Annotated in this window: 12 protein-coding genes and 1 pseudogene; 6 read left to right on the forward strand and 7 right to left on the reverse strand. The window is 54.4% G+C overall.

The window, feature by feature from the left end:
* Window positions 1-70: 70 nt before the first annotated feature.
* Window positions 71-1,465 (reverse strand): NorM family multidrug efflux MATE transporter, encoded by a 1,395-nt coding sequence (locus IAI51_RS21990; protein WP_187680365.1) that lies wholly within the window; start codon window positions 1,463-1,465, stop codon window positions 71-73.
* Window positions 1,466-1,623: 158 nt separating this feature from the next.
* Between IAI51_RS21990 and IAI51_RS21995 the strand changes: the two genes are divergently transcribed.
* From IAI51_RS21995 to IAI51_RS22005, 3 genes are all read left to right on the forward strand, one after another.
* Window positions 1,624-2,544 carry a LysR substrate-binding domain-containing protein gene (locus tag IAI51_RS21995; protein WP_187680366.1) on the forward strand — a complete coding sequence of 307 codons (921 nt, stop codon included), beginning with the start codon at window positions 1,624-1,626 and terminating at the stop codon, window positions 2,542-2,544.
* A gap of 181 nt (window positions 2,545-2,725) precedes the next feature.
* Window positions 2,726-4,702, forward strand: coding sequence for a methyl-accepting chemotaxis protein (locus IAI51_RS22000; RefSeq protein WP_187680367.1), 1,977 nt, complete (start codon window positions 2,726-2,728; stop codon window positions 4,700-4,702).
* A 219-nt stretch (window positions 4,703-4,921) separates the two neighbouring features.
* Window positions 4,922-6,136, forward strand: a complete 1,215-nt coding sequence (locus tag IAI51_RS22005; protein ID WP_187680368.1) for an aldose 1-epimerase family protein — start codon at window positions 4,922-4,924, stop codon at window positions 6,134-6,136.
* Here IAI51_RS22005 and IAI51_RS22010 read toward each other — a convergent pair.
* Together IAI51_RS22010 and IAI51_RS28355 are read right to left on the reverse strand one after the other, a co-directional pair.
* Window positions 6,133-6,720, reverse strand: a pseudogene (locus tag IAI51_RS22010) (ATP-binding protein); the annotation flags it as partial. The gene IAI51_RS22005 and the pseudogene IAI51_RS22010 sit on opposite strands and share 4 nt — an antisense overlap.
* A 256-nt stretch (window positions 6,721-6,976) precedes the next feature.
* Entirely contained in the window at window positions 6,977-7,258 is a 282-nt protein-coding gene (locus IAI51_RS28355) for a helix-turn-helix domain-containing protein (RefSeq protein ID WP_187680369.1), read from the reverse strand.
* Between the two features lie 454 nt (window positions 7,259-7,712).
* Here IAI51_RS28355 and IAI51_RS22020 point away from each other — a divergent pair, with 454 nt between their 5' ends.
* The 3 genes from IAI51_RS22020 (at window position 7,713) to IAI51_RS22025 (ending at window position 9,679) form a co-directional block, all read left to right on the forward strand.
* The gene (locus tag IAI51_RS22020) at window positions 7,713-8,426 is read left to right on the forward strand and encodes a hypothetical protein (RefSeq protein ID WP_187680370.1); all 714 of its coding nucleotides are present in this window, start codon (window positions 7,713-7,715) and stop codon (window positions 8,424-8,426) included.
* 187 nt (window positions 8,427-8,613) lie between these two features.
* The gene (locus tag IAI51_RS28020; RefSeq protein WP_316249781.1) at window positions 8,614-8,826 is read left to right on the forward strand and encodes a BPSL0761 family protein; all 213 of its coding nucleotides are present in this window, start codon (window positions 8,614-8,616) and stop codon (window positions 8,824-8,826) included.
* A 265-nt stretch (window positions 8,827-9,091) separates the two neighbouring features.
* Window positions 9,092-9,679 carry a DUF6088 family protein gene (locus IAI51_RS22025; RefSeq protein ID WP_187680371.1) on the forward strand — a complete coding sequence of 196 codons (588 nt, stop codon included), beginning with the start codon at window positions 9,092-9,094 and terminating at the stop codon, window positions 9,677-9,679.
* A gap of 295 nt (window positions 9,680-9,974) precedes the next feature.
* On the opposite strand, the gene IAI51_RS22030 is transcribed toward IAI51_RS22025, so the two are convergent.
* The 4 genes from IAI51_RS22030 to IAI51_RS22045 all read right to left on the reverse strand — a co-directional run bounded on the left by IAI51_RS22030 (window position 9,975) and on the right by IAI51_RS22045 (window position 14,022).
* A complete protein-coding gene (locus tag IAI51_RS22030; RefSeq protein ID WP_187680372.1) occupies window positions 9,975-11,207 on the reverse strand; it encodes a hypothetical protein in 1,233 nt (410 codons plus the stop codon).
* 92 nt (window positions 11,208-11,299) lie between these two features.
* On the reverse strand, window positions 11,300-12,484 hold the full coding sequence (locus IAI51_RS22035; protein ID WP_187680373.1) for a hypothetical protein: 1,185 nt from the start codon (window positions 12,482-12,484) through the stop codon (window positions 11,300-11,302).
* Complete coding sequence (locus IAI51_RS22040; RefSeq protein WP_187680374.1) at window positions 12,468-13,541, reverse strand: nucleoid-associated protein; 1,074 nt, start codon at window positions 13,539-13,541, stop codon at window positions 12,468-12,470. The genes IAI51_RS22035 and IAI51_RS22040 overlap by 17 nt, the downstream gene beginning before the upstream one ends.
* Window positions 13,542-13,776: 235 nt before the next feature.
* The gene (locus IAI51_RS22045) at window positions 13,777-14,022 is read right to left on the reverse strand and encodes a hexameric tyrosine-coordinated heme protein (RefSeq protein ID WP_187680375.1); all 246 of its coding nucleotides are present in this window, start codon (window positions 14,020-14,022) and stop codon (window positions 13,777-13,779) included.
* Between the last annotated feature and the right edge of the window lie 435 nt (window positions 14,023-14,457).

A 14,457-nucleotide genomic window follows, 5' to 3' on the forward strand; every position in this document is an offset into this window, starting at 1 on the left:
CCAGATCAAGCAAATCCTTTTTGCCTGACACACCGCTTTCGCGAGCAGGCTCGCTCCCACGGGGTGAAACTCATTCAGGCTGGGGGATATTGAAGCCTTGCGATTGCGGCTCACGCCGAATCATCCGCTTCATCTTCCATTCAAACGCCAGCGTCAGGCTCACCGCCGCAAACGCCAGCCCCAACGCCAAGCCCCACCAGACACCCGTCGGTCCCCAGTTCAGGTGGAACGCCATCCACCACGCCGCCGGTGCACCGATCAGCCAATAGCACCCGAGCCCGACCAGAAACGTGGTTTTGGCATCCTTGAGCCCACGGATGCAGCCCATGGCAATCGTCTGTGTCCCGTCGAACAACTCGAACCACGCCGCCACTGCCAACAGACTGACCGCGAGGCGGATCACTTCGGCAAACGCCGGATCGTTATGATCGAGAAACAATCCGACCAATTGATTCGGCAGCAGCCAGAACACCATCGCAAAACCCAGCATCAGCACCGCGCCGAACGCGATGCCGACCCGGCCGGACATGCGTGCATCCAGCAACTGACCGGCGCCGTAATGTTGACCGACACGCATGGTGATCGCGTACGACATACCCGCCGGCACCATGAATGCCACCGAAACGATCTGCAGGGCAATCTGGTGCGCGCCCATTTGCGTGCTGCCCATGGTGCCCATGCACAACGCCGCGAAGGCGAACAACCCGACTTCCACCGCGTAAGTGCCACCAATCGGCAGACCGAGCCGCCAGAGTTCCTTGAGGTATTGCCGGTTCGGCCGCGACAGGCCGGCGCGCAACGGATACGCGTCATATGCGGGATGCCGGCGAATGTGCCAGGCCAACGCGAGCGCCATGCAGTTGGCGACGATCGCCGTCACCAGCCCGATGCCCATCAAACCCAGTTTCGGCAGGCCGAACATGCCGGTAATCAGCGCGTAATTGAGCAGGAAGTTGGCCACCGTGCCAGCAAGGCTGATCACCATCACTGGCGTCGCCCGGCCAATCGCACTGGTGAAACCGCGCAGTGCCATGAAGCTCAGATAGCCGGGCAGGGCGAAGGGCAGGGCGATCAGAAATTGCCCGGCAGCGATGACGTTGGTTTCGGTCTGGCCGAACAGCAGCAACACCGGTTTCAGGTTCCACAACAGCAAGCCTGCGCCCAGCGCCATCAGCCATGCCAGCCACAATCCCGCTTGGGTCAGGCGGGCGGCGCCAATGATGTCGCCGGCGCCCTTACGGATCGCCACCAGGGTGCCGACCGCGGCAATCACGCCGATGCAGAAAATCGACACGAACGAATAAGTTGCCGCGCCCAAGCCGCCGCCGGCCAGCGCTTCGGGGCTGATGCGCGCCATCATCACGGTGTCGGTCAGCACCATCAACATGTGCGCCAACTGTGAAGCAATCAACGGCCCCGACAGCCGCAGGATGGCCCAGAGTTCGGTACGCACAGGATGCTGCATGGTCTTCACCACTCATCAATAGAGGGAACAGGAGAGCGTCGATTCTCGACGCTTGGCAGGGAATGCACAAAGGGATAAAAAGGATGGGTTGCATGATTAAAACTCATCCTGAACAGATTCTGATAAGTTGGCCGCATCCCGCTATAGGAGCTTTCCGAATGTCTCGTCGTCTTCCTCCTTTGTATGCCCTGCGCGCATTTGAAGCGGCGGCGCGGCACAGCTCGTTCACTCGCGCGGCCGAGGAGCTGTCGATCACCCAGAGCGCAGTGAGCCGGCACATTCGTACGCTAGAGGAACATTTCGCCTGCCGCTTGTTTCACCGCAGCGGGCGCAATCTGCAACTGACCGAGTCGGCGCGCATGCTGCTGCCGGGCATCCGTGAAGGCTTCACTGCCCTTGAGCGCGCCTGCAACACCTTGCGCGCAGAGGACGACATCCTGCGCATGAAAGCCCCGTCGACTCTGACCATGCGCTGGCTGCTGGCGCGCCTCAGTCGCTTTCGTCATTTGCAGCCGGGTAACGAAGTGCAATTGACCAGTGCCTGGATGGACGTGGACTCGGTGGACTTCAACGATGAGCCCTTCGATTGCGCCGTGCTGCTGAGCGACGGCCATTTTCCGCCGGACTGGGAGGCCAGCCTGCTGTTTCCCGAAGAGCTGATCCCGGTGGGCGCGCCCAACCTGCTGAATGACCAGCCATGGGACGTGGCGCGTCTGGCGTCCGCCGAATTGCTCCATCCCACTCCGGATCGCCGTGATTGGCGCAGTTGGCTGGAGCATATGGGGCTTTCTGATCAGGTTTCGCTCAAGGGCGGCCAGGTGTTCGATACGCTGGAGTTGGGGATGATTGCAGCGGCGCGCGGTTACGGCGTGTCGATGGGCGATCTGTTGATGGTCGCCGAGGATGTCGCGCAGGGACGTTTGAGTCTGCCGTGGCCAACCGCCGTCGCCAGTGGACTGAATTATTACCTGGTGTGGCCAAAAACCCGGCCGGGAGGTGAACGTTTGCGCCGCCTCAGTGACTTCCTGCAAGGCGAAGTCCGCGCCATGGCGCTGCCGGCCGTTACGCGCTTGAGCTGAAACGATCGAGCCGTCACAATGCCGGCCTTGTGCCATAACCCTGCTGTTCGCTCAAGTATTCGGTTTTGCCGCCGAATACGTGCATGTGGAACCGTCGTGCCGGTATCCAGGATTCACCCCCATTAGAAAATTATCCGAGCTGCGATCAAGGAGGATCGGCAAGTTCGGCCAGGAGCTGTCCATGTCTCAACCTCGCGCTCGGATCGCCTCACAGCTGGGTCTCGCGCTCGCCGTGATACTGGCGATTGTCATCAGCGGCAGTACAGTCTTTGCCTTACGTTCGCTGGATACTGCCAACCTCGCCACCCGTGAAGAGCACTTGGCCAGTGAGGCGCGTCTGCTCGCCGACCAACTGAGCACCTTCCACGGTACGCTGCGTGAAAGCACCCAGCGCCTGAGCGGGCTGTTCGAGAAGCGCTTCAGCGCAGGTTTGAGCATTCACCCGAGTGAGCCCGTGAGCGTGGCAGGCACTCAGACACCGGGCCTGCACCTGGGCAGCGAAGTGCTGAACAACAACTTCAAGGAAGTCGACGAGTTCAAGCAGATGACTGCCGGTGTCGCCACGCTGTTCGTGCGCAGTGGCGAAGACTTTGTCCGTGTCAGCACCTCCCTGACCAAACAGGATGGCAGTCGCGCCATCGGCACCTTGCTCGATCACGCTCACCCGGCCTATGCGAAATTGATGGCGGGCCAGGGTTATGTCGGTCGCGCTCTGTTGTTTGATCGTTCCTACATGACTCAATACACCCCGGTGCGTGATAGCAGCGGCAAGGTGATCGCGGTGCTGTTTGTCGGCTTCGACTACACCGACGCGCAGAACGCCCAGTTCGACAATCTCAAGCGCTTCCGTATCGGCCAGACCGGCTCGTTGGCGCTACTGGATGAGCAAAACAAATGGCTGGTTGCCCCGGCGGGCGTACAAGCATTGGATCAGGCGGTTACGGTGATTGGCGGCCTGGCCAAAACCCCGGGCAAAGGCCAGTTCTGGAGCGACAAGGCTGAAGATTTCTACAGCGTTTCGGTGCCGTTCGACGGTGGGCCGTGGGCGGTCGTGGCGAGCATGCCGAAAGCCGAAATCCGTGCGGTGACCTGGAGCGTGGGTACGCAACTGGCCATCGGCAGTTTGCTGGCGATGCTGTTGGCGGTCGGTTCGGTGGTGTGGTTGCTTCGAAGCAAATTGGCACCGTTGAGTGATCTGGTGCGTCAGGCCGAAGCCTTGGGCGCCGGTGATCTGAGCGTGCGTCTGAACGTGTCGAGCAACGACGAAATCGGTCAACTGTCCCGCGCGTTCAACCAGATGAGCCAGGCGTTGTCGACCATGGTCGAGCACATCCGCCGCTCCTCGGAAGAGGTCAACCGCCGCGCGCAGGCGCTCTCCGGTTTGTCCGGCGGCGCTTACGAAGGCATGGAGCAGCAATCCGGCGAGATCACCAGCATGGCCGGCGCGGTTGAAGAATTCAGCGCTACCTCGCTGGACATCGCCGACAACATGGGCGCCACCCAGCGATTGGCTCAGGAAAACGCGCAGCAAACGCAAATTGGTCGCAGCTCGATGGAAGAGGCTTCGTCCTCTCTGGAGCAAATTGCAGGCGCGCTGAACACCACCGCCACCGTGATCAACACGCTTGGTCAGCGTTCCCAGGAAATCGGTGGCATCGTCAGCGTAATTACTTCGATTGCCGAGCAGACCAACCTGCTGGCGCTCAACGCAGCCATCGAAGCGGCGCGTGCGGGCGAGCAAGGTCGCGGCTTTGCGGTGGTGGCGGATGAGGTGCGTAACCTCGCGTCGCGTACTCGTCAGGCGACCGATGAAATCTCCGGCATGATCCAGAGCATTCAGCAGGAAACCGGCAACGCGATCAGCACCATGGAGCAGGGCAATGTGCTGATGCAGGAAGGCCTGTCGCGCAACGCCAATGTCGCTTCGGCGCTGGCGCGCATCGACGAGCAGAGCCGTTCGGCGGGGCAGCAATTTGCAGCGATCACCACGGCGACGCAGGAGCAGAGCAGCACCGCGACGTTGCTCAGCAGCAACCTGCAAAGTATTGCGTTGGCCAACAGCGAGCAGCGTGAAGTGGTTTCCAACCTGGCCGTGACCGCCAAGGAGCTTGAGAAACTGGCGGCGGACTTGCGTTCCGAGGTTGATCGCTTCCGTTGATGTGCGCCTGAAATAGCTATCGCGAGCAGGCTCGCTCCTACAGTGTCCGGTGCGAATCACAGATTTTGTGAAGACCCGGATCCCCTGTTGGAGCGAGCCTGCTCGCGATTGCATCACTGAAGATCTTCGGCAGAACATGCGATCTGTCGATCTAATACACTTGCTGAAACGTTTCCGCAGCGCTATAAAAATGGCACAACTCCAATAAAGGCTGCTGCCATGTCCCCGCTCAAACTCGTCGCCGCACTCGGCGCACTGTCCGCTGCCTCCCATGCCATGGCTTGGGATTACGTCCTTCTCGATGCCAATAAGCCCGCGCAAAACTGGACCATCACCAGTGAGCAACTCGGCGTGAAAACCGACAAACCCTTCTCGGTAAGCCTGCGCACCTTGCATGGTGGGCGGCAGGAAGGTGTCAGCATCGTGGATATCGATAACGGTACGATGAAACTCTCGGTGGTGCCGACCCGTGGCATGAATGTCCTGCACGCCTCCGTTGGCAACGTGCGCATGGGCTGGGATTCGCCGGTCAAGGATGTGGTCAACCCGGCATTCATCGAACTCAACGGACGCGGTGGCCTGGGCTGGCTGGAAGGCTTCAACGAACTGGTGACCCGCTGCGGTTACGAATGGGTCGGCCATCCCGGCATGGACAATGGTGAGCTGCTGACCCTGCACGGGCGCGCCGCCAACATCCCGGCCAGCACTGTCACGCTGCACATCGATGAAGAACCACCCTACGCCATCAGTCTGCGCGGCGAACTGAAAGAGCAGGCGTTCAAGAAAGTCGACTTCACGGTCGTCACTGAACTGGTCACCGAGCCCGGCAGCGTGCGTTTCGCACTCAACGATAAGTTGACCAACAACGGCGATTATCCAAAGGAATATCAGGCGCTGTATCACAGCAACTTCAGTACGCCGTTCCTTGAGCAGGGCGCCCGTTTTGCTGCGCCGGTGAAACAGGTCTCGCCTTTCAACGACAAGGCCAAGGGTGATTTGCCCGACTGGCAGACCTACCGCGCCCCGACCAAGGACTATGACGAAACCGTCTACAACGTCGTGCCCTATGCTGACGCCAAAGGCGAAACCCTGACCGTTCTGCATAACAAGGCCGGCAGCATCGGTGTTTCCGTCGGCTTCAACACCCAGCAGTTGCCGGTGTTTTCCCTGTGGAAAAACACTGACACCCAAGGGCAGGGCTATGTCACGGGACTGGAGCCGGGCACCAGTTTCTCCTACAACCGCCGCTATCAGCGTCCGCTGAATCTGGTGCCGACCATTGCGCCGAAGGAACACAAACAGTTCCAGATCAGCTACAGCCTGCTCGCCGACAAAAATGCTGTGGATAACGCCTTGAAGCGTGTAACCGAGATTCAGGCCGGGCGCGCAACCGAAGTGCGGCAGGCGCCACTGGTTGATCTGACCGAGCATTAAGGCGTCGCCGGCCGATACTGCAGCGCTTCGGCCAAGTGCTCACGCCTGATTGCATCGACTTGCTCAAGGTCCGCTAGGGTTCTGGCGACTTTGAGTAAACGATGGGCCGAGCGTAGCGACAACGTCAGTCGCTCACAGGCGGACTCCAGCCAGGTTTCGTCGGCTGTGGATAACTTGCAGTGTCTTTTCAGACCCGGCAGATCAAGAAATGCATTGGCGCAGCCTTGACGCTTTTGCTGTCTTTCACGCGCCTCGGCCACCAACGCCGCTGCGCTGGCGCTGTCCTCTCCCGGTTTCACCTGCGGATTCAACGCCGTCGCTTCCCGCGCCACTGTCAGGTGCAAGTCGATTCGGTCCAGTAACGGCCCCGACAGTTTGTTGCGATAGCGCTGCACCATGTCCGGCGTGCAGGAACACTTGCCGCTCGGCTCGCCAAGATATCCACAGGGGCACGGATTCATCGCTGCCACCAACTGAAACCTCGCAGGAAAACGCACGCGATCCTTGGCCCGGGCAATCACGATATGCCCGGACTCCATCGGTTCGCGCAGTACCTCCAGCACCTTGCGATCAAACTCCGGCATTTTGCTTTTTACGTCATTCCGACTCAAATACTTGTCAAAAATGAAACTCAGATTGACTTGAATAGGAGACGATTTTCCACTCTTTCTAGGCCAGCCCGAAGGCTTTTTCGGGAACGCCAGCATCATCAATGCTGATGCTAGCCAGCAGTGCGGCATACCGGGGACGAACCGTTCAACTGGAGCGATCTCGATTCTATGACGGGTGCTGTCCGCAAGCTCTCCGATCATTTCAGCGGCTTCGGATAGCTGAGATTATTTAGATTCCTATTTCAGCTAGCTCAATTCGAATCCTTTCAAACAACTGCTCCTTGTTTGCAGTCTCGTTTGATGTGAGGTAGCCAGCGAAGATTATGCTCATGGGATGAACCCCCAGAACATCTGCTATCTGCTCGATTTTATCTATCGACGCACTACCTCTCCCTGCCTCGAGGCTGCTTATGTATGGCTGACTCGGACCTAAGCTTTCCTGGGGAATGTTCCTTTTAAGTCGATATGACTTGATGGAGGTTCCAATGGCCCGCTTGAGTTCCAATCGCATGAGTGCTTCTCGCAAAAGGAACGATAAGGCCGGTCAACGCTGTTTTGTTCTATACTGTGCATAGTATAATTTGGCATCTCGTTCTGATTTTTACTGGATGGATACCATCTCCTAATGTGATTCGGCTGTGCCCTACACCTTACTGAGCCTTCGTTGTACACGTGATCAGTCCGCGCTAGCGAACATTAACGTTCTTGCTGGACATTTCGATCTCCATTCGAAGGGGCATGATGATTTTAGATAGCTCTTCTGGTTTAGCGCTAAGAAGGTGAGGATCTACCACATTGAGAAGCAGCTTTACTTACGACCGGCCGCGCTTGCGCCACATTACCTTTCGGCCGCGAAGCTTCGACGTAATGCGTTCTTCAGGGCGGGTCGCTAATTGCATTGAAAGGTTGTCTAAAAGCAAGCCAGACGGCAGCAGGCGAATGGTATTTGTGAGATCGATACTTCTATGAAAACGAAGTCATCACGTTTGCCTATCTATATCGAATTGCCGGAGAGCACGCTACTTGAAGGCGGAACGTTTTTTGTCCGCTTGCAAACGCTCGATCAGCTGGATGAATTTTGGCGTAAGCATCGGGACAAATTTGCCTTCGCCTGTGAGGGAAAAATCTCCAGTGAACCGAGCTTTTTACACGAATATGAATGGGTGTTCGGCTCGTCGAAGGCTGCGGTGGTACGCACGGTTTTGCGCTGGGGGCAGTCAGGTATCGGCTGCGAGTTTTATGACTGGGCGAAACATGATTCTCAAATGCACGAACTGTTTTTTCTGGATCGCGATGCTGAACGCTACTCCAAGATTGAAAAGGGCATCTGGTCAGAAAAGGATGAGGTGGATTTTCGCACCGATTGCGTTCGTCGATCTGTCGAGACATACCGGGGATGGTGGCGCTTTTGCAATCTACCCAATGGGTACAGTTCTAACGAATGGTTGAATGGCGGCCAGTGTTTCGAGGAATTGATTGATCCTCACATGGCCTATCAGGAGGTTGCGATCACACTCCAGGTGCAAGCGTTCGATGATTGGCGGCAATCCGATTTTTGGGAACTCGAATCCCATGATGGCGAAAGCATCGACGAGCTAATCCGGTACTGGAAGAATGAGCGTGCGGAACGCGGTGGCTATTATGGTGACGAAAACGAATCCCCTGAGAGTATTAGCTGAGTTCGATTGCGCGCTTAGATAGGTGCTCGCTTACCTAATTCACAAAAGCAAAGGCCGAGCCTGCTTGTCGGTGAGCTTGCAGGTGCTCGAGCTTTAGGTGATTTACAGTGCAAAAAATTCGTCGGGATTAGCAAAGCTCAGAGCGGCTAGCCCGTTCACAGTTTCGTGAGAGGAGGAAAACATGACGATGCCGAGCGAGCGCACGCGAGCGCTCATTCAGACTCGAAACCTTCTGGTCGAACTAGCGCAGGATTCCGCGCTTTCAGAGCCTATTCGACGTCAGGCCCGCCAGCTTTTACGGCACTATCCAAATTCAAACGAGATACTGCGGGCAGGAAAGCTCGAAGAGCAAAGAATCGACCGATTGACCGAGCCCTTCCTGAGCTCAAGTATCGATTAACCGTATTGGCTCCAGGTAATTCGCCGCAGACCAAAGCTTATTCCAGATCCATGGATGCTTGAATCGCCCCGATTTTAGTAGACGCCTCCGTGCTAAAAGTGAGTGCAATCGCGAGGCCTGATCAACCAATTCATTAGCTGTCATAACGGCGTTTTCGGTCAGCGGCACTGATAAATTTCTGTTGAGGTAAAAGCTTCACTTAAAAGCCTCACAGTTATTTCATGTTCTGGAAAAACCCAACGGCTTCATGGCTCTGGATCCCTAAATGTCCGTCACTAAGTCAATCACCATACGAATTCAGCACATTCCTAAGGGGCAGCCGTTTCTCGGTAGTCTTTTCGCGCAATTTGGCAGTCGCACATCAGTAAACAAAGCGCTCTCTAGGCTTGTTCAGGCCGGCGCCCTTGAGCGTGTAGTGCGTGGTGCCTATATGCGGCCTAAAGCAACTAAGTACGTTGGCAATGTACGCGCTAGCGCTCTGGCGGTGATGAGATTGTTGACTAAGGCAAACGGAGAGACTGTTCAAATACACGGAGCTGAAGCTGTTCGTTATATGGGGCTCAGCGCACAGATGCAGGTGTTGCCCATCTTTTACACCAGTGGGGCTACACGCCAAATCCATGTTGGGAATACCACCTTACGCTTACAACATGCATCAAAGGATCGCTTTCAGCACGCCGGAACCAAAGTAGGTGTAGCTCTTACGGCTCTTCACTACATCGGCAAGGAAGCTTTGTCTGTCGAGATAGCCTCACATATTCAAAAAGTGCTTGGCGAAGACGAATTTCAAACGCTCCAGGCTTGCCAAATGCCAGGTTGGATGAGAACTGCATTGACTCTTGCGAATATTTGAAGGGTGGCACATGGTTCGTTACGCTATTGCCTGGGGCCTTTTTGCAGTTTGTTGCGATCCTAATCGGGCGAAATCAGAACCGCGCTGGCCGTCTGCTTTTGGCCGATAGCGGGCCTAGGCCGGTTGTCCGCTTCCTGCCAATAGCAACAAAGTCTTTTAGCGCAGTATAGAAATCAGTTTTAAGTTACAGCGTAAAGGACTCGTTTATTTTCAACGCGTGAGCCGAGCTAAAAAAGAGTGAAGTCGATGAGGAGCGGCCCACAACATGCAACCAGGAGCAGTTGATCATTCTTGGCTACATATGTCTATGTAAGATATCTGCAATTGCAAGACAGATATTCTCGTCAAGAGTAATGCTTACAATGCCATTTTTAGAGTGTACGGTGGCAGGGGTTTTAATAATTTCTCCTTGCCATATTCCTTTTTTAACTCCCATTCCATTTACGGTTATTATAAGTCGGACGTTATTAACTACAAATGGAGTTTCGAAGTAATCCTCAAGGAGCTTGGCGTCCGCCGTTCCTGATATTCGAGGGTCTGCTGTAGTGTTGTCCGTATCATATAAATTTACGAAGCGCTCAATTAGCACTCCGTCTGCTTTTGTGAATAAAAACTTAAGGTCGAGATTTGTAAAATCTGTAATATCAACTTCGGTACTGCGGCAGCAAAATGTGAGAATGCTTAATAAAACTTGCGGGCTTTTGAACTTGCTGTTTTTCTCGTTATCAGGGATGTAGGTTTCTGATAGATGTAGGCGGGTTAGGTAGAGCTTATCGTTTTCATAGCACAGGTTTAAATCTAGTCGCGGTGGCATTGCTTTTGCGCCGCCAGATTTAAATCCATACCATTCATAGAACCCGCCAAATCGTTCATGTATTGGTGTGTCCGGCCTGCGCCCATTACTGGCATCCGATTCATAGTAAAGCATGCTTGAGCACAATGACTCTGAAAGTTCCTCCGTCGGAGAGATTTTGTCCCAAATCCATTCTCCAATTTTTGTGAAGCGTACGTCTTCTTGTAGAATTTTTGTCTGTAGCAGTTTACTTCCACTTCCAGCTAGATAACAGGTGCCGAAATTTTCTGTCTCAACGACCATTTCTGATCGGTGGATAAATGCTTGCTTCTGACCATTCCCATCAATCAGAACGCCCAAAACATGGAAACGTTTTGCCTTCTGCCCCATACTGATTAGTACGCGGTCCAGCATTTCATGATCGACCAAGGCACTAGGGTCGTAATGGCTCTTAGTATTAATTGCGTCTGATAGTGCGACCCAAAATTCGAAAGCCGGTTGGCAGTCGCCTGCAAAGGCCAGCATTCCACCACCGTTGGGAAGTGCGATAGTCTTTCGGGCCATTCGTACCAGATGGAACGGCCCATCAAGGTCTCGCCAGTCGGTTTGAACGACTCCCAAGGAGGGGACCCAAATAGACTTAGATGCACGCTTATCCTGCCCGTCAGAAGTAATAAGACAGTCGGCGATAAGGTGCGGATCACTTTCATGGTTAATTAGAGCAATTACTGTCATTTTTCTAGTGCGCTTCGGAGAGGGAGGCTGGATTAAGGGGGTAATATTTATTCAGTTATGATATTGATAGGGCTGACAGGGCAATAACCAGGTCAAAACAACCAGTTATAAATTGGGCGCGTGTGAACCACATAATAAACGGCACACCAGCACAACATGGCAGCGTCTAGTACAAAAATGGTTCCCACGGCGAAACACTGCCACCATATTCTGTTGTCAACGGCTTCAAGTTCTTCGGTGTATGCAGCGGGGTTGCCTTCAAAGCGTTTCTTGAAAATTTTGCGCTGCCGATTCACCTCGGATTCAATCGTGCGAAGCGTCGCAAGTTGGTTGACGAGGAATCCCACCAGCAACATACAGAAAATCAGCACGCCGGCAAAAATTGCGGTGTTGGCTGCAAACTGTGCATTCAGGGAGTAAGTGACTTTTAACTGGCTCAGTGCAATAAACGTAGCAATCGGTATACCTAGCACCTGAGCCTGAATGTCGGAAATGGCTTTGTGTACCTTAGTGATGGCGTCGACTTTAAAGGCATGGACTTCTGCGACCGCTTTGTCGTACGTGTAATCGGAAGCAAAAATACTGTAGCTTGCCTGCAGGCGCTGATACAGCTCGCCTATGTTTTTGACCAGATAAGAGAAGCGTTCCTTTTCTGGAGTCAACGCTAACATCTCGATCAAATTCTCACTCAGCATTTGCACCTTTTGTTCATGATGATAGCGATCCAGTACAAAATGCTCTAGCCGCTCAAACGCTGAGAAATCCAGACAATTTACTTCTTCCTCGCCGTAAATGACCGGTACAAGAAAGCGCCCGTCCTTGTAGAAAATCAACTCTTCCTTTTGTGTGTCGAGGTAATGTGCTGAATCCGCAAGCAACCTGACAAAGCGCAAAACCTGACGGTAGCGATTGACGACCACCAGCGCGGGCTGATCGGTCGAGCAAAAACGCTCTGCGAGCAGGTAGTAATTGTCCCTCTCCTTGACGCGCGCGCCGGTGGTGGCCGTCAGATACGTCACGAAATTGGGGGCCAGGATGCCGAGGCCGACGCGAGGTTGCGAAACATCCAGGGAGAAGGTGTCACCCACGCTTACCTGGGTATAGTCCCCTTGGAGGACAGTGATACCCGATTCATCGGCGTTGTGCTCATCCACCGCCTGGACGAGCGAGTTCCGCAACAGTTCATTGGTTATGCTGATGGTGTGCTTGTCACCTGCAGCACTCTCAATCGCCCTGTAGATGGGCACCAGGTCATAAAACTTAATCCTCTTCGCCATCTTGACTGACTTCCATTCGTAAGCGTGCAAGCAATTCGTTCGGTAATTGCTTTATGACGAGTGCCTCAGATTCCACGTCGAACTCAATCTCCCCATTGCTGAGGGCGGCACGGTCAAAGGTGATTCGCCAGTTTTTTGAACCGCCGGTGAATTTAACAAGGCTTCGCAGCGAACGCTTATCTGGGATAAATCCGTCTGAAATGTCGAGGCCGGTGCCTTCAAACAGGTCACTCAGGTCTTCGGGCGACTCTGGCCACAGCTCGTTTGCAAACGCTTCGACTTCGAATGGCACGTCCTTGTCCGCGTAGCGCTTGCATATTGAGTAGGCGCTTCTCAGGAATTCTTCGCGCTGCTCTTCGCTCATCTCTTTGGATTGAGCAAATTGCTCCAGAGCCTTCCCCAGCTTTTGTGTTTCCAGGACAGCGGCCACGGAGTTGTTGCACCCCAGGAAGAGCTTGAAGAAGTCAGAAACTTTATCTTGTCCGCGCCCTTTGATGAAGCTCAGGTAGTTGTCCCCACCCTCAGCCCAACTGGTCAGATTCACTCGCCCAGCCAAGCGGAAGCCTTTGATGTCAAGATGAAGGGCGTCCACCACTTCCTTTGATTTATTGAGTGCAGCACCTAGTTCATCGTTCAAAATGGCAACAATAAAAAAGTCGGTTTTGTCAGAAACGCGTCTGAAATGGGCGAAAAACACGTGACCACCGGTAGACGCCGTACCCTGTACCGTCTTTCTTAAGCTCTGCGCCATGTGCAGGGTTGTCGTGACGAAGTCGCTGTTAGCGGTTTGAAAGTAATTTTCTAGAAATTTCGACACTGGATAGTTGTCGGTGTCTTCTTCAAAGCGACCGTGCGACTTGCCAGTTTTGGCCGCGTAAATTTTCGCCAATTGATCGATCAGGCGCTGGACAGTCTCGCCGACCTCCAACACTTCCTTCCGATCATCCACGACGAAGGCGCCGTCGCTTTTATTTACGGTATGCACAATAACGTTAACGATCTCGTTATCGAGTACGACGTCTGAGACCGTCTGGGCCTCATCATGACCATCCGCCATTTTCAATCCCTATGCATTTGAACCCACGGTGCCGCGAACGGATGGGCGAGAACAGTCGACCAGTTAAACCCGGTAGAATAGGCTGGCATTTTGATGGCGGCAAGCATGTGGGCAGGGGCCCCGTTGCTTGCTAGTCCATCCGCCTCTGTTACAAAGAACTTGACCAGATTTGCTCAGACTTTTTTCAAGCAAGGTTTCAAGCATCTCAGTGCTCAAAAGAGAGCGGCATGGAAGGTTATCGCACTTCGCGCCAATACTGATTTGCAGCTGCGATCACAGCGAATTCAGTTGCGACTATCTGTGCCACCTGTAGCAGCATCGCCGGATCTTCGGCGTAGATCGGGCGTAGTCTTGAGCGAACAGCGTCATCTGGTTGCGTGACCTTAATCGACAATCTAGCCATTTTTACTGCCAACAGGCGACCTGCTTCCGCCGTCGGGACAATCAGGCTGCCCCCAGGTACAAGTTCGGTATTGCTCATCGGGCTTTCCTCATCAGCAAGTTGACGCGATTGGAACGGTTCGGGTATCGGCCTCTCTCTACGGCGGGCCTTTTTTCAAGCAAGAAAAGTGTAGATCAAGAAAACCGTGGAGTTTCCGAAACCAGAATGGGGCTCGCCATCATTCAAGCCATCGCGATTTTTTGCAGGAGCCAATCACATCGTCCGCTTCTGGCCGTTCTTTGCCGGTCTTCACTGTGGGAATACTGGAAAATTTCGATGCATTCGGGTGGTTCGGCGCTGCATTTCGTAGCTAGGCGCGCAGCTCACGCTGCGCGTAAAGCTTTAGGTGTAGTGGTCTAATGAAACCGGACACCCATTTAGGCGAGAATGCTCGCCAGATAGAGGTGTCTGATGACCAAACAACGTCGTTCTTTTTCCACTGAATTCAAACGCGAGGCCGCAGGCCTCGTGCTC

Origin of the sequence: Pseudomonas sp. N40(2020) (assembly GCF_014472415.1) — a bacterium.
Taxonomy (GTDB): domain Bacteria; phylum Pseudomonadota; class Gammaproteobacteria; order Pseudomonadales; family Pseudomonadaceae; genus Aquipseudomonas.

Excerpts from the sequence above, each read along its gene's own strand:
- IAI51_RS22040 (WP_187680374.1), bottom strand. The coding sequence starts at position 13,541 with ATGGCGGATGGTCATGATGAGGCCCAGACGGTCTCAGACGTCGTACTC.
- IAI51_RS22030 (WP_187680372.1), bottom strand. The coding sequence starts at position 11,207 with ATGACAGTAATTGCTCTAATTAACCATGAAAGTGATCCGCACCTTATC.
- IAI51_RS22025 (WP_187680371.1), top strand. The coding sequence starts at position 9,092 with ATGTCCGTCACTAAGTCAATCACCATACGAATTCAGCACATTCCTAAG.
- IAI51_RS22005 (WP_187680368.1), top strand. The coding sequence starts at position 4,922 with ATGTCCCCGCTCAAACTCGTCGCCGCACTCGGCGCACTGTCCGCTGCC.
- IAI51_RS28355 (WP_187680369.1), bottom strand. The coding sequence starts at position 7,258 with ATGCGATTGGAACTCAAGCGGGCCATTGGAACCTCCATCAAGTCATAT.
- IAI51_RS28020 (WP_316249781.1), top strand. The coding sequence starts at position 8,614 with ATGCCGAGCGAGCGCACGCGAGCGCTCATTCAGACTCGAAACCTTCTG.
- IAI51_RS22020 (WP_187680370.1), top strand. The coding sequence starts at position 7,713 with ATGAAAACGAAGTCATCACGTTTGCCTATCTATATCGAATTGCCGGAG.
- IAI51_RS21990 (WP_187680365.1), bottom strand. The coding sequence starts at position 1,465 with ATGCAGCATCCTGTGCGTACCGAACTCTGGGCCATCCTGCGGCTGTCG.
- IAI51_RS22000 (WP_187680367.1), top strand. The coding sequence starts at position 2,726 with ATGTCTCAACCTCGCGCTCGGATCGCCTCACAGCTGGGTCTCGCGCTC.
- IAI51_RS21995 (WP_187680366.1), top strand. The coding sequence starts at position 1,624 with ATGTCTCGTCGTCTTCCTCCTTTGTATGCCCTGCGCGCATTTGAAGCG.
- IAI51_RS22045 (WP_187680375.1), bottom strand. The coding sequence starts at position 14,022 with ATGAGCAATACCGAACTTGTACCTGGGGGCAGCCTGATTGTCCCGACG.
- IAI51_RS22035 (WP_187680373.1), bottom strand. The coding sequence starts at position 12,484 with ATGGCGAAGAGGATTAAGTTTTATGACCTGGTGCCCATCTACAGGGCG.